Source organism: Streptomyces sp. NPDC058145 (genome assembly GCF_042884245.1).
In the GTDB taxonomy this organism is placed as follows: domain Bacteria; phylum Actinomycetota; class Actinomycetes; order Streptomycetales; family Streptomycetaceae; genus Streptomyces.
Window position 1 is genome coordinate 104,899 of sequence record NZ_JBHVUH010000015.1, and the last position, 20,788, is coordinate 125,686.

The 20,788-nt window shown below is 73.5% G+C and carries 14 protein-coding genes and 1 pseudogene; 7 read left to right on the top strand and 8 right to left on the bottom strand.

Annotation, left to right across the window (positions count from 1 at the left end; all coding sequences use genetic code 11):
* Window positions 1-9 precede the first annotated feature (9 nt).
* From ACFVVO_RS30485 to ACFVVO_RS30495, 3 genes are all read right to left on the bottom strand, one after another.
* Window positions 10-1,740, bottom strand: a complete 1,731-nt coding sequence (locus ACFVVO_RS30485) for an RICIN domain-containing protein (protein ID WP_390059197.1) — start codon at window positions 1,738-1,740, stop codon at window positions 10-12.
* A 494-nt stretch (window positions 1,741-2,234) separates the two neighbouring features.
* The gene (locus ACFVVO_RS30490; protein WP_390059198.1) at window positions 2,235-2,612 is read right to left on the bottom strand and encodes a toxin Doc; all 378 of its coding nucleotides are present in this window, start codon (window positions 2,610-2,612) and stop codon (window positions 2,235-2,237) included.
* A 3-nt stretch (window positions 2,613-2,615) separates the two neighbouring features.
* Window positions 2,616-2,855 carry a hypothetical protein gene (locus ACFVVO_RS30495; protein WP_390059200.1) on the bottom strand — a complete coding sequence of 80 codons (240 nt, stop codon included), beginning with the start codon at window positions 2,853-2,855 and terminating at the stop codon, window positions 2,616-2,618.
* Between the two features lie 310 nt (window positions 2,856-3,165).
* Between ACFVVO_RS30495 and ACFVVO_RS30500 the strand changes: the two genes are divergently transcribed.
* Window positions 3,166-4,791: a multicopper oxidase family protein gene (locus ACFVVO_RS30500; protein ID WP_390059201.1), complete on the top strand. Its 1,626-nt coding sequence runs from the start codon at window positions 3,166-3,168 to the stop codon at window positions 4,789-4,791.
* A gap of 22 nt (window positions 4,792-4,813) precedes the next feature.
* On the opposite strand, the pseudogene ACFVVO_RS30505 reads toward ACFVVO_RS30500, so the two are convergent.
* A pseudogene (locus ACFVVO_RS30505) lies at window positions 4,814-5,614 on the bottom strand (glycoside hydrolase family 9 protein); the annotation flags it as partial.
* A gap of 406 nt (window positions 5,615-6,020) precedes the next feature.
* Window positions 6,021-9,110: a glycoside hydrolase family 2 TIM barrel-domain containing protein gene (locus ACFVVO_RS30510; protein ID WP_390059203.1), complete on the bottom strand. Its 3,090-nt coding sequence runs from the start codon at window positions 9,108-9,110 to the stop codon at window positions 6,021-6,023.
* 264 nt (window positions 9,111-9,374) lie between these two features.
* On the opposite strand from ACFVVO_RS30510, the gene ACFVVO_RS30515 reads away from it, so the two are divergent.
* On the top strand, window positions 9,375-11,759 hold the full coding sequence (locus ACFVVO_RS30515; protein ID WP_390059205.1) for a SpoIIE family protein phosphatase: 2,385 nt from the start codon (window positions 9,375-9,377) through the stop codon (window positions 11,757-11,759).
* Here the strand turns inward: ACFVVO_RS30515 and ACFVVO_RS30520 are convergent.
* A complete protein-coding gene (locus tag ACFVVO_RS30520; protein WP_390059207.1) occupies window positions 11,753-12,301 on the bottom strand; it encodes an RNA polymerase sigma factor in 549 nt (182 codons plus the stop codon). The genes ACFVVO_RS30515 and ACFVVO_RS30520 overlap by 7 nt on opposite strands.
* 46 nt (window positions 12,302-12,347) lie before the next feature.
* Here ACFVVO_RS30520 and ACFVVO_RS30525 point away from each other — a divergent pair, with 46 nt between their 5' ends.
* From ACFVVO_RS30525 to ACFVVO_RS30540, 4 genes are all read left to right on the top strand, one after another.
* Window positions 12,348-13,736, top strand: a complete 1,389-nt coding sequence (locus tag ACFVVO_RS30525; RefSeq protein ID WP_390059209.1) for a serine/threonine-protein kinase — start codon at window positions 12,348-12,350, stop codon at window positions 13,734-13,736.
* Window positions 13,737-13,887: 151 nt separating this feature from the next.
* On the top strand, window positions 13,888-14,595 hold the full coding sequence (locus tag ACFVVO_RS30530; protein ID WP_390059210.1) for a DUF4232 domain-containing protein: 708 nt from the start codon (window positions 13,888-13,890) through the stop codon (window positions 14,593-14,595).
* A gap of 130 nt (window positions 14,596-14,725) precedes the next feature.
* Entirely contained in the window at window positions 14,726-16,021 is a 1,296-nt protein-coding gene (locus tag ACFVVO_RS30535; RefSeq protein WP_390059212.1) for an arsenic transporter, read from the top strand.
* Between the two features lie 31 nt (window positions 16,022-16,052).
* Entirely contained in the window at window positions 16,053-16,547 is a 495-nt protein-coding gene (locus tag ACFVVO_RS30540) for a universal stress protein (protein ID WP_390059213.1), read from the top strand.
* A 12-nt stretch (window positions 16,548-16,559) separates the two neighbouring features.
* On the opposite strand, the gene ACFVVO_RS30545 is transcribed toward ACFVVO_RS30540, so the two are convergent.
* Window positions 16,560-18,386 (bottom strand): ricin-type beta-trefoil lectin domain protein, encoded by a 1,827-nt coding sequence (locus tag ACFVVO_RS30545; RefSeq protein WP_390059214.1) that lies wholly within the window; start codon window positions 18,384-18,386, stop codon window positions 16,560-16,562.
* Between the two features lie 368 nt (window positions 18,387-18,754).
* A complete protein-coding gene (locus tag ACFVVO_RS30550) occupies window positions 18,755-19,723 on the bottom strand; it encodes an aldo/keto reductase (protein WP_390059216.1) in 969 nt (322 codons plus the stop codon).
* Window positions 19,724-19,881: 158 nt separating this feature from the next.
* Here ACFVVO_RS30550 and ACFVVO_RS30555 point away from each other — a divergent pair, with 158 nt between their 5' ends.
* Window positions 19,882-20,724 carry an endo alpha-1,4 polygalactosaminidase gene (locus tag ACFVVO_RS30555; protein ID WP_390059357.1) on the top strand — a complete coding sequence of 281 codons (843 nt, stop codon included), beginning with the start codon at window positions 19,882-19,884 and terminating at the stop codon, window positions 20,722-20,724.
* Window positions 20,725-20,788: the final 64 nt, after the last annotated feature.

Below are 20,788 nucleotides of genomic sequence, written 5' to 3' on the forward strand. Positions count from 1 at the left end.
CCGGCTCCGCTACGTACCCGTCCCCCGCAGCGCGACCGGCCGGGCCGGAGCCTGCCGCGCGAGCCCCGTCGTCCGCCCGTCGGACGGCACCGCGCCGGGCCCCGGGGACCCGTCGCCGCCGGCGATCGACAGGGAGCCCGGGCTCGCGGACGGCGCGTCGGTACGCCAGCGCTGGGCGGTGGAGTCGTCACGGACCTTGACGACGACATCGGCGCCCGCCCGGTCCCCGGCCGGGGCGAGGGCGAGGGTCCGGTCCCAGCGGGGCAGCAACTCGCCCCGCACGGTGAGGTCGTAGCGCACGTCGTCGCCCCGCGACTCCCCCGCGCCGGCGCAACGGCCGAGGATCACGACGCCCGCGTCGGCGTGCGAGTCCAGGCACAGACGGGAGTCGGCCGCGCTGCGCAGCAGCCCGTCGGCCTCGTACGTCCACTGCTGTGCCGGCGCCGCGGAGCAGGCGGCGAGCACCGCGCTCGCGCCCACCCGGACCTCGCCCCTGACGTCCAGGCACAGGTCGGTGGCGGCGTTGCGCAGCCGGGCGGGCCGGCCGGCCGCGGGCAGGCCCGCCGTGCCGGGTGAGGAGGCGGGCCCGGTCGGGGGCCGGACGCCGGTGCTGGGGGCCGCGTCGGAGGCGACCGGGTCGGTGTGGTCGCCGCCGTCGGGCCAGGCGCTGAGGGCGACGACGGTCGCGAGCAGCACGGCCGAGGCGACCCCGACCCCCACCAGCAGCGTCCTGGCCGGCCATCCGGCAGCGGGCATCAGGAGCGCGCCGAACGGCCCGGACGCCCTGCCGCGTCTGCGGCGCCCGCCGGATGCCCGCGCCGGCACCCCGTCCAGCGGCCCGCGCTGTCCACCGCCGCGTCTCCGTCCGCCGGGGCCCGGGGAGGCGCCGCGGGCGCGGGCGGGTCCGGACCGGCCGGGGCGCGACTCCAGGTACCGCCGGGCGCCCCAGCCGAGCACCGCCTCGGCCAGCAGTACGCCGAGGCCGCCCTCGATCCGGCCCAGTTGCTCGGCGGCGTGCCGGCAGTACGGGCAGCCGGTGAGGTGCTGCTGGACGTCCGGCAGCAGGGCGCCGCCCCGGCGGATCGGTACGTCCAGAAGGCGGTTGTAGTGACAGCAGTCGGTGCTCGGCGCGAGTTCCCGGTGGGCCCGGACACAGCCTTCCCGGAATTTCTCGCGGGCCTGTTCGAGTGCCGCCGCCGCGCTGTCGGTGTCCAGACCGAGCAGGGCGGCGGGGACGTTTATCGGTTCGGCCTCGACCTCGATGTGCCACAGCAACGCCTGTTCGAGTCGCGGAAGGCTCTGGAAAGACTGTTCGGACAGGGCCCGGTTTTCCGGTATCAGGGTCTTCGCGGTTCGCATACCGCGGCCCCCGGCGGGTTTTCGCAAGGCCGGCAGCACGGCGGCCGTCAGGTCCGTGCCGGCCCAGTTCAGGACCGTGTCCCGGACCGCCACGAGCAGGCGGGGCCGGACGGCCTCGGCGGGCTCGCCCAGCGCGAGCCGGGCGAGTGTCCGGTGGAAGGCGGCGCCGGTGACCATGTGGGCGAGCGGGCCCGACGTGGCCAGACAGACGACCGCGTAGTCGTGTGCGGCCGGCCAGTGACGGGCCATCAGCAGCGCGGTGGACCGTGAGGCCTCCGCGTCTGAACCGGCTCGCAGCGGGGCGGCGAGGAACTCGTCGGATTCTCCGGGGTCGCCGCCCGGCGGCGGATAGGGAGGGCGAGGGGGGTGGGGGGTGGACACTGAGCGGAATCCTTTGATGGGTGTGGTGCGTCGATTGCCGATCGCCGGATACGCGCGCGGGGAGCGGGAATTCACCGGTGCCGGACCGGCCCGGTTCCCAACTACCTTGAGAATGCAGGCGGTTACCCCCCGCACCGTGTTTCAACCCTTGCACAACCTCCACACACGGAACAAGGCATTCGTGCGACATCGGCAGCCTTTGGAACGAAGCCGTTCGGGTGTCGCCGGGACGGGTCTCCCCCGCCCCTTTCCGTTTTCCGTGCGCCCCGTGTGAACGCCGTGCACGCGCCGGCCGGCCACGCACCCTCCCGGGGTGCACGGCCGGGTAGTGGACTGGGTCCGGCCCCCTCGGAAGGCCGCGCGGCGGAACGGCGGCTCTCCGCCGCGAAAGCGGCCGCCGGCCCCGTTCCTCCTGCCCTCGGCCGGCGGCCCCGTTCCGTGCGGGCATCCCCGGCCGGCGGCCCCGGCGGCTTCCCCCGCCGGCCGGGGCCGTCTCAGATCTGCCAGGAACGCAGCCGGTCCGCGGCCCCGTACACGTCCGTCTTGCCGGAGATCAGGTCGCGGGCGAGGTCGACGAGGGCGCCGTAGGGCGCGTCGATGCCGGCGCCGCTGACGAACATGTAGGCCACCGCGGTCGCACAGGCGAAGCGGGCGTTGGCCGAGGGCAGCGGCTTGAGCACGGCGAGGGTGTGCAGCAGGGCGGCGGCCCGCCAGGCGGGGTCGGAGTCCACGCCGAGCCGGGGCGGGTCGACGCGGTGCCGGGCGACGGCGGCGACCAGGGCGGAGAAGTCGTCGACCGTGGGCTGGTCCGGCAGGACCTCCTCGTGCCGCTGGAGCAGCCACGGGACGTCGATGTGGATGAGGGGCGGCATCGCTCAGGCGGCCTCGCCCTTGGCCTGGGGTTCGTCATCGGGGAACGCGGCCGCGAACTCCTCGGCGTGAGCGGTGAAGAAGCTCCGGAACGCCTCCGCGCCCTCCTGCAGCGCCCGGTGGCGGGCGATGTCGGCGGCGGCGGCCTCGCGCACCAGCGCCTTCATCGACGTACCGCGCTCCTTGGCGATCTGGCGCAGGTCCTCCAGTTCACGGTCAGTGAACTCCACGTTGAGAGCTGGCATGCACCAAAGGTACCGCTCGGGTACTCACCCGTAAATATCAGCAGGTCGGAGCGACTTCCTCCCGGTACCTGCTGAACTCCGGGGCCATGTCCGTTCTCCGCCGGTGACGCGACGCCCACGCACACGGTCCACACCCCCAAGCAGTCCGGTGGCCCCACTCTCGCCCGCCGTCCCCGGCGGGGCAACACGGCGCGCCCGCCGTGCGCGCGCGGAAACGGGCGGGGGCACTCGCGGCCACGGGCACCGACTCCATCGGACGCGCCGCCCGGGATCCCGCACATATCACATCAAAACGTGTCTTATTTCATTTATGCACACACCTTCGCGGCGTACCCTGCTCCAAGCCCCGTTCGCTGCCGCCGGCGCGGGACTGCTGGCTGCCTGCACCGACTCCGGCTCCCACCCCCGTTCCGGCCCCGCGGCCGCGGCGACCGTCCAGGGGGACTTCGTTCCGCCCGGGCCGAAGGGATATGTCGAGCCGTCGGGTCCCGAGGTGCGTGCCGCCGAGCGCAGACGCGGCTCCGGCCCGGTGCGCATGCTCAGGTTCACGGCCGCCGAGAACACCCTGGACCTGGGCGGGCGGCAGGTGCGCACCTGGGCGTACCACGAGCAGGTGCCCGGCCCGCTGGTACGCGTCACCGCCGGTGACGTCCTCAGCCTCACCCTCGCCAACCGGCTGCCGGACACCACCACCCTGCACTCGCACGGCGTGCGCATGCGCTGTGACATGGACGGCGTCCCGGGCCTGACCCAGAACGCCATCGCGCCCGGGACCGACTTCACCTACCGCTTCACCGTCTCCCATCCGGGCACGTTCCTGCTCCACTCCCACGTCGGCATGCAGCCCGACCGCGGTCTGTACGCCCCCTTCATCGTCGACGACCCCCGGGAGCCCCTCGCCTACGACAAGGAGTGGGTCATCGTCCTGGACGACTGGCTCGACGGCGTCGAGGGCTCCACCCCCGACCGGGTGCTCGAACAGCTCATGCCCAAGGGCATGAGGATGGAGAGCATGGCCATGGGCCCCGAGCCGGCCCGGACCCGTTCCGGCGGGACGGCGGCCCCGCACGCCTCGCACTCCCGGGCCGCCGGCGGGCCCAGCCGGATGCTGCACCACGCGCGCAGCCCCATGCTGCACGGGGACGCCGGCAGCGTCGACTACCCCCTCTACCTCGTCAACGGCCGCACCGCCGGCCACCCCTCGGTGTTCCGGTGCCGGCCCGGCGACCGCGTCCGGCTGCGCATCATCAACGCCGGTTCCGAGACCGCCTTCCGGGTGGCGCTGGACGGGCACCCGATGACCATCACACACACCGACGGCTACCCGGTGCGGCACACCGAGACCGACGCGCTCCTCCTCGGCATGGCCGAGCGCTACGACGTCCTCGTCACCGCCAAGGACGGCGTCTTCCCGTTCGTCGCCCTGGCCGAGGGCAAGAAGGGCCAGGCCCTCGCCGTCCTGCGCACCGACAAGGGCCGGACCGTTCCCCCGGCCTCCGTCCGCCCGGACGGGCTCGACCGGAAGGTGGTCCCGGCGCGGCGCCTGCGGCCGGACGACTCCGTGGCCCTGGACGACCGCGATCCCGACCGCGAGATGCGCATCAGGATCACCGGCACGATGGAGAAGTACGACTGGGGCTTCGACCACCGGCCGTACTCCGTCCGTCAGCGCCACCCGGTGCGCGCCGGTGAGCGGGTGCGGCTCACCCTCATCAACGCCACCGACATGTGGCACCCCATGCATCTGCACGGCCACACCTTCTCCGTCGCCGGCCTCGACGGCGCGGGGGCGCGCAAGGACACGGCCATCGTGCTGCCGCACCGCAAGCTGGTCGTGGACTTCGACGCGGACAACCCCGGGCTGTGGATGCTGCACTGCCACAACCAGTACCACTCGGAGAGCGGCATGATGACCATCCTCGGCTACCACACCTGACCCGGGGCCCGGGTGCCCTTCCCTACCCCTGGTCCGCCGTGAACGAGGCCATCCAGGCCAGCGCCGCGTTCCAGTTGACGGCCGTCTCGTTGGTGGACCAGGACTGGATGTCGTCGATGTAGCAGAACTGACCGGTGCAGCCCGTCAGTCTGTCCTGCGCGTAGGGGTCCTGGATGCCGGAGTTGGGGCCGCCGGCGAGGGTGCCGTGCGGCGGGTCCGGGAGCCTCGGGTCGAGTTCCCAGGCGTACCAGCGGCTGTGCTGGTGATGGGAGGCGACTTCGCCGTAGCCGGTGACGTAGGAGATGTTCAGCGCGTTGCGGCCGAGCAGGTAGTCCATGCTCTCCAGCGCGCCGTCCCGGTACTTCGCCGCGCCGGTGAGGTCGTAGGCCGTGGCGATGACGTGCGCGTTGTTCAGTACCTGGGCGTTGGAGCCCCAGTCGTAGACGTTGCCTTCCGGGGCGTACGGCAGGCCGTAGGGCTGGGACGCGGCGGTCGCCAGATAGGTGTCGGCGGCCCTGATCACCGACCGGCGCACCCGGTCCCGGCCGGGCAGCCGGTTCGGCACGGTGGCCAGGTCGAGCCGGCCGGCCGCGGCCGTGCGGCCCCAGTCGAACCCGAGCGGGCCGAAGACGTCCGCGGTGTGGACCGGCGACTTCAGCACATGGTCCGCGAACTCCTTCTCGCCGGTGGTGAGATACAGCTCCGCGGCCGCCCAGTAGAACTCGTCGGACGCGTCGTCGTCGGGGTAGGCCCCGCCGCCGGTTCCGTCGTTCGGGTCCGGGTACGTCCCCGGGTGCGCGAGGGCGGCCCGCCAGGCGGCGCGATGTCGTTCTGCCCGACGGCGGCGTCCCAACGGTTGACGGTGCCGCCCGGGACATCGGCGCACAGCCGCCCGTCGGACAGGGCCGCGCTCGTGTTGCTCGTCGTCCACCACGGCTCGCTGGTGGTGTCGAAGCCGCCGTTCCTGACCTGTTCGGTCTCGTCGGCACCGGCGGGGGCGGCCGGTAACGCGGTGAGCATGGCCGCCAGCAGGGCGGTGAGGGACAGCGTCGCGGTTCTCGGTCGTTTCACGTCTGGGCTCCTCGGGGGGAGGTGCGGGGCGCGCTCCCCTCTCATGGGAGCGCTCCCAGATGCGGACGCCGACCATGCTTGTTCCCGACATGACACCGCGTCAACGGTCCGGACGGGGAAGCCGTTTCGTGGCTCCCCCTCCGGACCGCCCCGGCCTCTCAGACGTCGAGCCGGCTGATGCGCACCGCTCCCCCGGCCTCGCCCGGATACGCGCTGGTGAGCCGGAGACGCAGCCGCGATCCGCGCACCGCGTCGAAGGTGATCACCGTCGGAGTGTCCGAGGCGGTGGCCCAGTCCGTCGTCGCCCCGGTGACCGGGACGTACGCGCGGCCGTCCCACACCTCCACCCCCGCCTCGGCGGGCCGGGCGTGCGTGCCGTCGACCGTGAAGGAGACCGCCACCCGGTCGAGGTTCCGGGGGCGTCCGAAGTCGACCGACACCCAGTCCGCGGGGCGTGCCCCGCCGAACGCGGGCAGCAGCGCCGTGGCCGACTTGGCGAAGGCGTTGGACCAGCCGGTGGCCGGGTCCCCGTCCAGCATCGCGGCGGGCAGGGTGTCCGGGCGGCCGGAGTAGCCGGCGTCCGCGTGCGGGAGGTCGACGGGCGCCGGATGGCCGGGCTCGAAGGGGGTGACCGGTGTGGTGGCCGCCGAGCGGGCCGGGGTGGTGCGCACGCTCACCACGCCCTCGCGCAGGCCGGTCACTCGCGCCGTCACCTCGAGCGTGCCCGGCGCACCGCCGGAGCGGACGATGGCGAGGGCCTTGCCGTGGAAGGCGGTGCGGGTGCTCGCCTGGTAGCGCTCGGCGCTCTCCTCACGGCCGTTGTCGACACCGGCCAGGGAGCCCCCGGTGACGGAGAAGGCGATGAGGTGGCCGGCGTCGGGCACCACCACGCCGTGCGCGTCCACGATCTCCGCGGTCACGAAGGCCAGCGACCGGCCGTCGGCGGCGATGGACTTCCGGTCGGCGGTCAGGCGGACGGCGTGCGGATCACCGGCGGTGCGCAGCACGTCGGTGGCGACGATCCTGCCGTCCCGGCGGGCCACCGCCTTCAGCTCGCCCGGCCGGAAGGGCACCTTCCAGGTCAGGTGGAGCTTGCCCGCGCTGCCGTTGGGGCTGGTGTAGCTGCCGGGACAGGGGCCGCCGGTGAAGGTCTTGTCGTCGCCGGTGGCCTCCGTCGTCTCCAGGTAGGCGCGGCCGTCGGTGGTCCGCTTGACGTCGAACTCCCGCGTCCCGAGCGACTTCCCGTCGAGGAACAGCTCCACGAAGGGCACGTTCGCGTACGCCCAGACCTCGACCGTCTCCCCCTCCTCGTGGTTCCAGCTCATCGGCAGCAGATGGACCATCGGCTCGTCCGTCCACTGGCTGCGGAACAGGTGGTACATGTCCTTCGGGAACCCGGCCGTGTCCACCGCGCCGAAGAAGGACGCCTTCACCGGGAAGACGTCGTACGGCGTCGGCTCGCCGATGTAGTCGATGCCGGACCACAGGAACTGCCCCGTGAACCACTTCCGGTCCCGGTCCTTCTTGTGGCCGTACTCGCCGCTCATCGTCCAGGAGGCGAGGTTGTTGTCGTAGGAGGAGACCTCCCGCCTGCCCGGGGTGTGGTTCTCACCGGTGTTGAGGTGTTCCGGCTCCTGGTACGTACCCCTGGTCGAGGTCTCCGAGGACGACTCGGACTCGAAGAGGAACAGGTGCGGATAGGCGGCGTGCAGCGCGTCCACCGACTGGGCGGTGTTGTAGTTCAGGCCCAGTCCGTCGAGCTTGGCGAGCATGAGGTCGGCCGCCGAGCCCTTGGCCGGCACCCGGCGGTATTTGTCCGAGCCGATGACGAGCGGGCGGGTGTCGTCGGCCGCCCTGATGGCGCCGATGATCCGGTCGGCCATGGCGAGTCCGGCGGTGGACGTGGAGTCGGGGATCTCGTTGCCGATGGACCACAGCACGACGGCGGGCGAGTTGCGGGCGGCGCGCACCATCTCGGTGGCGTCCTTCTCGCACCACTCGTCGAAGAACCGTCCGTAGTCGTACTTGGTCTTGCCGGTGCGCCAGCAGTCGAAGGCCTCCACCATCATCACGATGCCCAGTTCCTCGCAGACCTGGATCATCTGCGGCGAGGGCGGGTTGTGCGAGGTGCGGAAGGCGTTGACGCCCATCGACTTCATGATGGTCATCTGCCGGCGCACCGCGTCGATGCTGATCGCCGCGCCGAGGGCGCCCTGGTCGTGGTGGAGGTCGACACCCTTGATCTTGGTGTGGACACCGTTGAGGGAGAAGCCCTCGTCGGGGTCGAAGCGGTGGGTGCGGATGCCGAAGGAGGTGCGGTGGGTGTCGGTGGTGCGGCCGCCGACACGGAGTTCGGTGTGCAGGGTGTAGCGGTGGTGCGGGGTGCCGAAGTCCCACAACAGGGGCTTCGGGACGCTCAGTTCATGGGTCTCGGTGGCCTCGCCGGAGACGGCGGCCGTGCTCGACGTACGGGCGACCGTGCGGCCGTCGGGACCGGTGACGCGGGACAGCACCTGGACGTCCGCGCCGGTGCCGGACTCGTTCACCACCGTCGTCGCCACCCGGACCAGCGCCCGCCCCGCGGTGACCTCCGGGGTGGTGACGTGGGTGCCCCAGCGGGCCACGTGCACCGGCTCGGTGACCACCAGCCGGGCCTCGCGGTAGATGCCGCTGCCGGAGTACCAGCGACTGCTGGGCAGTTGGTTGCGCACCTTCACCGCGAGGACGTTCCCGGTCCTGCCGTCGGTGTGCACGAGGTCGGTGAGGTCGACGGCGAAGCCGGTGTAGCCGTACGGGTGACGGCCCGCCTCGGTGCCGTTGCAGTAGACGTACGAGTCCATGTAGACGCCGTCGAACTCCACCGAGATCCGCCGGCCGGCGTAGGCGGGCGGCAGGGTGAAGGCCAGCCTGTACCAGCCGAGACCGCCCGGGAAGAAGCCGGTGCCGCTGGTGGTGCCGTGCTCCGTGGTGGGTGTCTGCTCGATGCTCCAGTCGTGCGGTACGGCGACCTGGCGCCAGCCGGAATCGTCGTAGCCGGGCTCCGCCGCACCGGCGTAGGCCCCGCTCCCCTCGGCGCCGCCGTCGGGGTCGGCCGGCGCGAAACGCCAGCCGTCCCGGAGCGGAACGGTGTGGCGTCCCCCCGCCGCGCCGGAGGCGTCGGCGGCCAGTGCCGTACGGGCGCCCAAGAGCGCTCCGGCCGTGGGCGCCGCGGTGGCCGCCACGAGAACCGATCTGCGCGTGACCGTCATCGCTCTCCCTCATTCAAACCCAGAAGTACTCACAACCGATCGCGTTCAAACAGATTCTGACGGCGCCGCGCATGCCGCCGTCAAGGGCCGGGAACCGCACATCCGATCCAGCCGGCACATCGGCCGAAAATCCCCCTTGACCTTGTTCGACGGATCGACCCGGCCGCCGGGAGTCACGGTCCCCGCGGGAGGTGCGCCACGCACTACGCTGGAACGCGCGTGGTACCACCTGTTCACTGTGAGTGTGCGCTGGGAGCGGCGACGATGAGCCGGGTCTATCCGTTCGACGATGCGGCCACGGCCCGGGCCGTCATCGACGACGACGGAACACTGGTCGAGTGGAACGAGGGCGCGCGGCGCCTGCTCGGCCACCCGCCGGAGTCCGTCGTGGGCCGCCCCGCGGCCCGCCTGCTGGCCGGGAAGGGCCTGCCCGAGGCGCCCTTCGGGACCCGCTGGACCGGGACGGTGGAACTGCGCCACCGGGACGGCCGCACCGTCCCCGTGTGGCTGCTCGCCCACCGCCGGCCGTCCGGTGACGGCCACGACGCCGACTGGCTGGTGGTCTCCCCGCTGACCGGCGACCGGCCGCACGCCCTGGACGACGACACGCTGGCCGGGGCGAGCCTCATCCAGTCACCCTGCGCGGTCGCGCTCTACGACGACCAGCTCCGTCTGCGGCGCATCAATCAGGCCATGTCCGAGTTCATCGGGCTGCCCGAGGAGCACGTCAAGGGCCTGCGCATCACGGAGCTCGGCGGGCAGCAGCCGACGGAGGACCTGGAACGGGGCATGCTCCAGGTGCTGTCCAGCGGCCTGCCGCTGGACATGGAGAACACGGGGCACATCGGCGGTGACATCCGGATCACGGCCTGGCTCACCCGGATGGCGCCGATCACCGACGCGGGGGGCAGGGTGGTCGGCGTGTGCCTGGCCGCGCACGACGTCACCGACAACCACCGGGCCCGCCAGCGACTGCAACTGGTCAACGAGGCGAGCGCGCGGATCGGCACCACGCTGAACATCACGCGTACGGCCCAGGAACTGGCGGACATGTGCGTACCCGTACTCGCCGACTTCGTGACCATCGATCTGCTGGACCCGCAGCAGTACGACGGCGAGCCCCCCGCGCGCGTCACGGCGCCCCTGCGGCTGCGCCGCACCGCCCATCAGTCCGTGCTCAACGGCGTACCGGAGGCGGTGGTCCGGCCGGGGCGGGCGGAGCTGTACCCGGACTTCTCCCCGCAGGCCGACGCACTGACCGCGGGACGCACGATCATCGCCTCCGTGGCCGCCGGGAACATGCGCAAGTGGCACACCTGGCACACCGCGCGCGACCAGGTCGTGAGGAGGTTCGGCATCCACTCGACGATGTCGGTGCCGATCCGGGCGCGCGGCCTGACCCTCGGGGTCGCGGTCCTCACCCGGCACCGGCGGCCGGACCCCTTCACCGCAGACGACGCGCTGCTGGCCGAGGAGATCACCACCCGGGCCGCCGTCTGCATCGACAACGCGCGCCGCTACTCCCGCGAGCGCGATACCGCCCTCGCCCTGCAGCGCAGCCTGCTGCCCCGCACGATGCCCCGCACGGCCGCCCTGCAGGCCCGCTCGCGGTACCTTCCGGCGGCCCGGGCCGGGGTGGGCGGCGACTGGTTCGACGTGATCCCGCTGTCCGGGATGCGAGTCGCGATGGTCGTCGGGGACGTGGTCGGGCACGGCATCCAGGCCTCGGCCACCATGGGCCGGCTGCGCACCGCCGTCGGCACCCTCGCCGACCTCGACCTGGCCCCCGACGAGCTGCTCACCCACCTCGACGACCTGGTGATCCGGCTGGCGGAGCAGTACAGCGGCGACGACAGCCCCGGTGAGGTGGGCGCCACCTGCCTGTACGCCGTGTACGACCCGGTGTCCAGGCGCTGCACACTGGCCCGCGCGGGGCATCCGCAGCCGCTGGTACTGCGGCCTGGCGGCGAGCCGCACGAGCTGGAGCTGCCCTCCGGTCCCCCGCTCGGGCTGGGCGGGCTGCCGTTCGAGTCCGCGGAGGTCGAGCTGCCCGAGGGCACCGTGCTGGCCCTGTACACGGACGGTCTGGTGAAGTCCCGCAGAAGGGACCTGGACGTCGGCAGGCGGCTGCTCGGCGAGGCGCTGAAGGCGTACGCGGGCTCCCTGGACGACACCTGCGACCTGGTCCTGCAGACGCTGCTGCCGCCGGGCGAGGTCACCGACGACGTGGCCCTGCTGCTGGCCCGCACCCGGGGGCTGCCCGCCTCCCAGGTCTCGACCTGGGACATCCCCGCCGACCCGGCGCTGGTCGCGCCGATCCGCAAGCAGGTGCTGGGCCAGCTCGAGCGGTGGTCGCTGATCGAGGCTTCGTTCACCGCGGAGCTGGTGGTGAGCGAACTGGTCACCAACGCCATCCGGTACGGCTCGCGGCCGATCCGGCTGCGGCTGATCCACGACGCGGCCACGCTGATCGTCGAGGTGTCCGACACCAGCCACACCGCGCCGCACCTCAGGCGCGCGAAGACGTTCGACGAGGGTGGCCGCGGGCTGCTGCTGGTCGCCCAGCTCACCCAGCGGTGGGGCAGCAGGCACACCCCGGAGGGCAAGACCATCTGGGCGGAACTGGCGCTGACCGGGACGGCTCAGTAGAGCCGCAGCCAGGGCCGTACCTGTTTGCGCGCCTCGTGCAGACGGGACTTGAACGTGCCGAGCGGGATGCCGGCGCGCTCGGCGGCCTCGGCGTAGTCGAGCTGGCAGATGTCCCGGTACACCAGGGGCGCGACCAGGTGCGGGTGCTCGCGTTCCAGCCGGTCCAGGGCCTCCAGCAGGTCCACGCGGGAGCCCGCGATGACGCTGGTGGTGCGCGGGTCGACGTGTTCGGCGGGCTCGATCACGGCGGGCCGCTCGGCCGCCCGCCGCTTCAGCTCCCGGTACTTCTGCCGGCAGCAGTTGGCGACGACGGTGTACAGCCAGGTGCTGAAGCGGCTGCGGCCCTCGAAGCCGGAGATGTGCCGGGCCACCTGGAGCAGCACGTCCTGCGCCGCCTCCTCGGCGTCCTCCCGGCAGGGCAGGAACCGTCCGCAGCGGCGCACCACCTCGGGTCGCAGCACGGTCAGCAGCCGGTCCAGCGCCGCCCGGTCTCCGGCGGCGGCGCTCCGGGCAAGGTCTTCGGCCGTCGCCTCGTCCGGCACGTCGGGGCCCCCTGGAAGTCGATCTCAGGGCAGGCATGATAGTCGTATGCACTCCTTGGAGCGGATCGGCCGCTACCGCCTCCAACGGCGCCTGGGCACCGGCGCCTTCGCCACGGTGTGGCTCGCCCACGACGACGAGCTCGACGCCCCGGTGGCGGTGAAGGTCCTCGCCGAGAACTGGGCGCACCGGCTAGACGTCCGGGAGCGCTTCCTGTCCGAGGCGCGGCTGCTGCGCCGGGCCGGCTCCAGCCGGGTGGTGCAGGTCTACGACATCGGCGAACTCCCCGACGGCAGACCGTACTTCGTGATGGAGTACGCCGACGGCGGCACCCTCGCCGATCTGCTGACGGCCGGTCCGCTGCCGGTGCCGCGGGCGCTCGCGCTGACCGCGCTGGCCGCGCGCGGCGCCGCCGCGCTGCACGAGGCCGGCATCGTGCACCGCGACATCAAGCCGACCAACGTGCTGCTGCACACCGCCCCGGACGGCGAACGGCGGGTGCTGCTCGCCGACCTGGGGCTGGCCAAGAGCCTCGCACAGGCCTCGGTGCTCACCCTGGCGGCCGGCTCGGCGGGCTACCAGCCGCCGGAGCAGGCGGAGCCGGGCGCGGGCATCGACGCCCGCGCCGACGTCTACAGTCTGGGCGCGGTCGGCTACGAGCTGGTCACCGGCACGGTCCCGGGGCCGCCGGGGAGGGTCGTACCGCCCGGGCGGTTGCGGCCGGACCTCGGCGCGGACGCCGAGCGGGCCCTGCTGCGCGCCCTCGAACCGGAGCGCGAGCGGCGCTGGCCGGGAGCGCAGGCGTTCGCGGACGAGCTGGACCGGCTCGCGGCGCCCGCCGGCGGCCGGGTGGGCGGGCGGCTCGACTCCTTCCTGCGGCGGCTCGGCACCGGGACGCTGGTCCTGGCCGCGGTGGTCGCCGCCGTGGCGGCCGCCGTCGCGGTGACGCTGGTGCTGCACCGCCCCGGCTCCGGCGGCCGGACCGAGGTGCGGGACGCCACCGGCCGGGTCTCGGTCGAGGTGCCGGCCGGCTGGGCCCGTGAGCTGCGCGACTCCGGCTGGGATCCGCACGCCCTCGGACTCCCGGCGGGGCACCAGCCGGGCCTGGTGGTCGCCGGCGACCTGTCCCGCTGGTCCGACATGAGGACGGCGGTCGACGGCGTGTTCGTCGGGCTCAGCGAGCACGGCGACGTCGCAGCCCGGGTGAACGCCCTCACCCACACGGGCTGCCACTACGCCGGCTCCCGGAGCTTCACGAGCGCCGACTGGCACGGCCGCGTCCGGGCCTGGAGCGGCTGCCCGGACGGCGGCTCGGTCACGGAGTCGGCCCTGGTACCGGCGGACGGCTCCACGAGGCCGCAGGTGTACGTCCAGGTCCGCGGGCGGGGTGACGGCGACGGGACCGAGGGCGTACTCCGCTCACTGCGGGTCACCTGAGAAACGTTCCGCGCGGGGCGGGGCGGGGAAGGGATTTTGGGGCGAGGCGAACTTTTCCGGCGCCCCGCGCATCGGAGTGTGGTGACGGCGCACCCGGCGCCGGAGGCACGCGCCCGTCGCGTGCCGTGAAGATCCAGGAGTGTTGAGCGACATGGCGTACTCATCCCGGTCCCCGCGGCGCGGGGCCCTGCTCGCGGGCGCGGTCGCCGTACTGAGCCTGCTGACCGCCTGCGGCAGCCAGGACGGCAGCTCCGCGCCCCGGAAGGTGTCGGGCACCGCGGGTCCGGCCACCGAGGCCGGCGGCAGCCCGGCCTCCACCGTCTCCTCCCCCGCCGCCTCCACCCCCGGTGGCGCGGCCTCGTCCTCCGCCCCGAAGACGGGCACGACGTCCGGCGGCACCGGCACCGGCACCGGCACCGGCGGAAAGACCGGCGCCACCAGCACCCGGTGCCACACCTCCGAGCTGCGGGCCGCCGTCGGCCGCAACAACCCCGGCGCCGGCCAGGAGAACTTCCCCATCGTGCTCACCAACAGGTCCGCCCGGACCTGCACCCTGCGCGGCTATCCGGGCGCGGCCTTCGTGAACGCCTCCGGCACCCAGCTCGGCCCCGACCCCAAGCGCTCCACCGGTTCCCCGGCGACCGTCACGCTCAGGCCCGGGCAGAGCGCCTGGGCCGGTCTGACCTTCTCCAACCCGGAGATCAGCGAGGCGAAGACGGCCAGGCCGGCCGGGCTGCTGATCACCCCGCCGGACGAGCGGGACCATCTGAAGGTGGCGTGGCCGGCCGGGGAGGTCCCGGTCGGCGGGAACTCCTCCTCCGTGTTCCTGACCGTCTTCAGCCCCGGCACCGGCGCCTGACCGGCTCCCACCGCCGCGACCGGCCCCGCCGTCCGATCCGGACGGCGGGGTTCGTCTTCGCGGCCCCGGATCGATTCCCGGGCGCGGCGGGCACCCGGTCACCGTGGTGCGCGCGCCGGCGTTTGCTTTCATGAGCGGGCACCACCTGGAGACCGATCCGGAAGGACCCGCCCTGAACACCCCGCTCGCCGAGGCCCTCTCGGCCGTGCTGCTCGTCGCCGTGCTCGCCTGGGCCGTCGTCCGTCCCTTCGGATGGCCGGAGGCGGCGCTGGCCGTCCCCGCCGCCGGGATCGTGATCGCCACCGGCGCGATCCCGCTGGAGCACGCCCGGGCGGAGGCGGAGCGGCTCGGGCCGGTGGTGGGGTTCCTGGCGGCGGTGCTGGTGCTCGCCCACTTCTGTGACGTGGAGGGGCTGTTCCAGGCGTGCGGCGCGTGGATGGCGCGCGGGGCGGCGGGCCGTCCGGTGCGGCTGCTGACGGCGGTGTTCGCGCTGGCGTCGGCGATCACGGCCGTGCTCAGCCTGGACGCCACCATCGTGCTGCTGACGCCCGTCGTCTTCGCCACCGCCGCGCGCACCGGCGTACGGCCGAAACCGCATGTGTACGCGTGCACCCACCTGTCCAACACGGCGTCGCTGCTGCTGCCCGTGTCCAACCTGACGAACCTGCTCGCCTTCGCGGCGAGCGGGCTGGGCTTCACCCGGTTCGCGGCCCTGATGGCGCTGCCCTGGCTGGCGGCGATCGGCGCCGAGTACCTGGTGTTCCGGTGGTTCTTCGCCCGGGACCTGACGGCCGCCGCCCCGGTGCCCGGGGAGGTCGCCGAGGCGCCGCCGCTGCCGTTGTTCGCGCTGGTGACCGTGGGCTGCACACTGGCGGGGTTCGTGGTGGCGTCGGCGTTCGGGGTGGACCCGGCGTGGGTGGCCGCGGCGGGCGCGCTGGTACTGGCCGGGCGGGCGCTGCTGCGGCGCAGGGCGACCCCCCTGGCCGTCGTGCGGGCGGCGGCCCCTGCGTTCCTGGCGTTCGTGCTGGCGCTGGGCATCGTGGTGCGCGCGGTCGTCGACAACGGGCTCGCGGACGTGCTCGGGCACGTCCTGCCCGGCGGTACCGGGCTCGCCGCGCTGCTCGGGACCGCCGCGCTGGCCGCCGTGCTGGCCAACCTCATCAACAACCTGCCGGCCGTGCTGGTGCTGCTGCCGCTCGCCGCTCCGGCCGGTTCCGGCGCGGTGCTCGCGGTGCTGCTCGGGGTGAACATCGGCCCCAACCTGACGTACGCCGGGTCGCTCGCCACCCTGCTGTGGCGGCGGATCGTGCACCAGCACGAGCACGGCGTGAACCTCGGGGAGTTCACCCGGCTGGGTCTGATCGCCGTGCCCTGTTCGCTGTCGGTGTCGGTGGTGGCACTGTGGGGGGCGCTGCAGATTCTCTGAGGGTTTTTGTGAGCCGAGGGAGGCCTGCCGGATGCGCGTGATCGCCTGGCTCGTCGAGGGCACCTGGCCCGCCTGCGTGGACGCCGTACGCACCCACGCCCCGCCGGACGCCGAGGTGGTGCTGCTGCATGTGTCCGGCCCGGACGTGCCCGGGGTGGCGCACGGCGCCTTCGCGGGGCTTCTGGGCCGCGGCCATCCCGAACGGGACCCGGGCGGGCTGCTGGAGGCGCTGGAAGGCACTTCGGCCACCGGGCTCCTGGACGCGGCGGCCGGGCGGCTGGGGCGGCCGTGCGCCCGCGCGGAGCGGTCCGGGCGGGTCGAGCGGGAGGTGGTGGCCGCCGCCGAGGGTGCCGATCTGCTGGTGCTGGCGCGGGACGGCGACCGCTCGCGGCTCGGGCCGCGCAGTCTGGGTCCCGCCGTCCGGTTCGCCGTCGACCACGCGCCCTGCCCGGTGCTGCTGGTCTGGCCCGAACCGGCCCCCGGTCTCGCGACGATCCCGCCCCCGCCGCCGCATCACCACCACTGAGCCGGCCACGGGTCAGTGGTGATGGTGTCCGCCGCCCCCGCCGTAGCCGCCGCCCCATGAGCAGTAGGACGGGTGGACGGAGCAGAAGTCGGGGCTGGGTGAATCCGGCGGCGGGGCGGTGGACCCGGCCGCCGTCGGGGTGGGCGACGAGGACGGGGGCTTCGCCGCCCTGGGCGTGACCTTGGCCGACGGGGACGGCGCGGGGGTGCTGTCGATGTCCCAGTTGACGATCTGCATCTCCAGGTCCGGGCCCGCGGTGTCGACGCTCCAGCGCTGGACGGAGGTCGCGGTGCGGGTCTTGAGCACGAGGGCGCCGGAGCCGTCGGTGGCGGCCGGGGCCAGCGCCAGGTCCTGGTCCGAGCGGGGCACGAGGGCACCCTGGAGGGTGAAGTCGTAGCGGATGTCCTTGGCGGCCTTCGCGGTGGCCGAGCAGGGGGCGAGCCGGACCGAGTAGCCGAGGTGGGAGTCCAGGCACAGGTCCGGTGCGGAGGCGTTGCGCAGCAGCCCGTCGGTCTCGTACTGCCACTGCTGGACGGGGGCCGAGGAGCAGGCGGTGAGTTCGGTCTCGGCGCCCTTGACGGCCTCGTCGCCGACGACGTCCACGCACAGGCCGGAGGCGAGGTTGTGCAGCCGGCCGCGCAGGGCTCCCTGGCTGGTCCCGCTCGAGCCGGCCCAGGACGGCCCCCCGTCGGCGGAACCCTTGCCCGGTGTCCGGGAGGGGGTGGCGCCGGGGGCGGGTGCCGGATCGTCGCCCGAGCTCAGCACCGACCACAGGACGAGCGGCAGCACCACCAGGCCGCTGACCGCGGCGGCGGCGAGGGCGAGGTCGCGGCGGCGGGCGCGCCGGGCGGCCCGGTGCGCGGACCGGCGGGAGGGGCCGGACGGGGGCGCGCCGGCCGGGGTGGCGGGCGCGGCCCCGCGGAATGCCGCCGCGGGCGCGGGGGCGAAGGCCTCGCCTCCGGGCGGCACGGGGGCCGGTCCGGGGTCCGGGGCGGTGGCCGCGTCGGGCAGGGTGGCGCGGGCCTCCAGGTAGGCGCGGGCACCCCAGCCGAGGACGGCTTCGGCGAGGGCGAGACCGAGTCCCGGGCTGAACTGGGCGAGTTGGTCGGCAGTCTGCCGGCAGTGCCGGCAGCCGGCCAGGTGCCGTCGCAGATCGGGGTCGACGTGGACGCCGCCGCGCCGGAAGGTGACGTCCAGCATGCGCAGGTACCGCCGGCACTCGGTCTCGGGGGCGAGTTCGCGGTGCGCCTGGAGGCATTCCTCGCGCAGCCGTTCGCGGGCGCGGCCGAGTTCGACGCGGGTCTCCTCCTCGTCCTGGCCCAGCAACGCGGCCGGGACGGCGAGGGGTTCGGCCTCGACCTCGATGTGCCACAGCACGGCGCGGGCGGACTGGGGCAGCCGCTGGAAGGCGCGGGACAGCAGCCGCCGGCCGGGCGGCGGGAGCAGCCGGGCGGAGGCCCGCTCGCCGGTCGCGGGGTTCGTACGCAGGGCGGGGTGAAGCAGCTCCTGACGGCCGTCGCCGTCCCACTCCGCGGCTATCCGGCGGACGGTGACCAGCAGATGGGGCCGCCAGGCGGCGGACGGACCCGACTGTCTGATGGACTCGCCGAACAGCCGGGTGAAGGCGGCGGTGGTGAGCATGCCGGCGGCCCGGGGCCCGTCGGTGCACAGCCGGGCGTAGGCGAAGGCCGCTTCCCAGTGCCGGTCCAGGAGTTCGCCGACCGGGTGCAGCGCGGGTGACGTTCCTGTCCACTTCCTCAGTTCGGCGCTCAGCCGCTCGTCCGGGACTTCGAACCGGCGGCCGGTCGGCGCGGAATCCGACCTGCCTGCGTCATTCACCGCTGCATTCCTCCAGACGCGACAAAATTAGTCCATACCAAGGGGTATGGACAGGATTCGGCATCTCGAACACCGCCGTGGCAGCTCTTTTGAAGCGTGGGGGGCGTACGGAGCGGCCTGGCGCATGCAGCGGAAAATGTAATTGTCTGCGCGCCGACAGCGCACACTTTTACACAGTCAGGCACTAGGGAACAAGAGATCTCCCGGTTCCGAACAACGGAATTCCAGCGGTTGGCCTTTTGACAATTTGTCAAGAAAGCCTTTGCGTCGTATTACCGCGGTTCACACCCGCTCGCCAGGCGCCCGGCGGTAACTCGGCGCCGGTCCGCGCGGCACGGGCGCGCCCCGCGCGGACCGGCGGCGGGCCGTCAGTGGCCGCTGATCGCGCGCGGCGTGTAGGGCTGCTGGAGTTCCTCCATCTCCTTATCGCTCAACTCGAGTTCGACGGACGCCACCGCGTCCTCGATGTGCCCCGGCCGGGCGGCGCCGACGATCGGCGCGGCCACCGTGTCCCGGTGCAGCAGCCAGGCCAGTGCCACCTGGGCGCGCGGCACACCCCGGTCCCCGGCGATCCGGGTCACCGCGTCGACGATCGAGCGGTCGCCGTCCAGGTACAGGCGGCTGCCGAAGGCGTCGCCCGCGCTGCGCTCGGTGACCGTGCCCCAGTCGCGGGTGAGCCGGCCACGGGCGAGCGGGCTCCACGGCAGCGTGCTCACGCCCTGGTCGGCGCAGAGCGGGAGCATCTCCCGCTCCTCCTCGCGGTAGAGCAGGTTGTAGTGGTTCTGCATGGACACGAACCGGGTCCAGCCATTGAGGTCGGCCGTGTACTGGGCCTTGGCGAACTCCCAGGCGTACATCGAACTCGCCCCGATGTAGCGGGCCTTGCCCGCCTTGACCACGTCGTGCAGCGCCTCCATCGTCTCCTCGACGGGCGTGGTGTGGTCGTAGCGGTGGATCTGGTAGAGGTCCACGTAGTCGGTGCCGAGGCGGCGCAGGCTGTGGTCGATCTCGGTCAGGATGGCCTTGCGGGACAGGCCGGCGCCGTTGGGGCCGGGGCGCGTCCGGCCGTGCACCTTGGTGGCCAGCACGATCTCGTCCCGGTCGGCGAAGTCGCGCAGCGCCTTCCCGACGATCTCCTCGCTGGTGCCGTCGGAGTAGACGTTGGCGGTGTCGAAGAAGTTGATGCCCGCCTCCAGCGCCTGCCGGATCAGCGGACGGGACGCCTCCGCGTCGAGCGTCCACTCGTGCGTACCACGGTCGGGCAGGCCGTAGGTCATGCAGCCCAGACAGATCCGCGACACGTCCAGGCCCGTCGAACCGAGCTTCACGTACTGCATCGTTGCTGCTCCTGCCTTCAGGGGCGATGGTCACTCAGGAGCGTACGTCGGGCTCCCGGCGCCGACTTGACCACGGCCGCGGGCGGACGGTTGGATTTCCGGACGTGCCACGCCGGTACTGAGCGGGGCCATGACCGCGATGCGATGGAGCGGACGTGCTGACGAAGGGTGCCTCCCGGGCGGGAGGCCGGGGGACGACGGCCGGCGCCGCACTGCTGGCCGTGGCCCTCGCCGCGACCGCGCTGGCCGGCTGCGGTTCCGGCGCCGCGGTCGAGGCCGCCAGGCCCCTGAAGTACCGTCTGCCGCCGCGGCACGCCGGCTTCGACTACCAGATCGGCGGCGCCTATCCCCCGGCCCGTGGGGTCCGCGTCGTCAGCCGCGACCGGTCCGACTCCCCCGCGCCCGGCCTGTACAACATCTGCTACGTCAACGCCTTCCAGGCCCAGCCCCAGGAACGCTCCGACTGGCCCGCCGACCTGCTGCTGCACGACGGCCGCGGCAGGCTCGTCATCGACGAGGACTGGAACGAACCACTGCTGGACATCCGCACCCCCGCGAAGCGGGGCCGGGTGGCGGCGCGGGTGAACCGGTGGATCGACGGCTGCGCGAAGAAGGGCTTCGACGCCGTGGAGCCCGACAACTACGACAGCTACACCCGCTCGAAGCATCTGCTCACCGCCGCCGACGCGACCGCCTTCATGCGCCTGCTCACCGGGCACGCGCACGCCCGGGAACTGGCCGTCGGGCAGAAGAACACCGCCGAGCTGGCCGCCCGACGCGGGGCGGCGGGGCTGGACTTCGCGGTCACCGAGGAGTGCGGGCAGTACGACGAGTGCGAGGTGTACGCCAAGGCGTTCGACGACCTCGTGGTGGACATCGAGTACACCGACCGGGGCCTGCGCAAGGCCCTGGCGCGCTGGGGCGGCCGGCTGAGCATCGTCCGCCGCGACGTGGACGTCTCCACACCGGACGCGCCGGAGTACGTCCGTAAGGTGCGCTGAGGGGGCCGACCGGCCCTCGTGCTGTGCCGCCTCCCGGTGACCAACCGGCGTGGCGCGGTCCTAC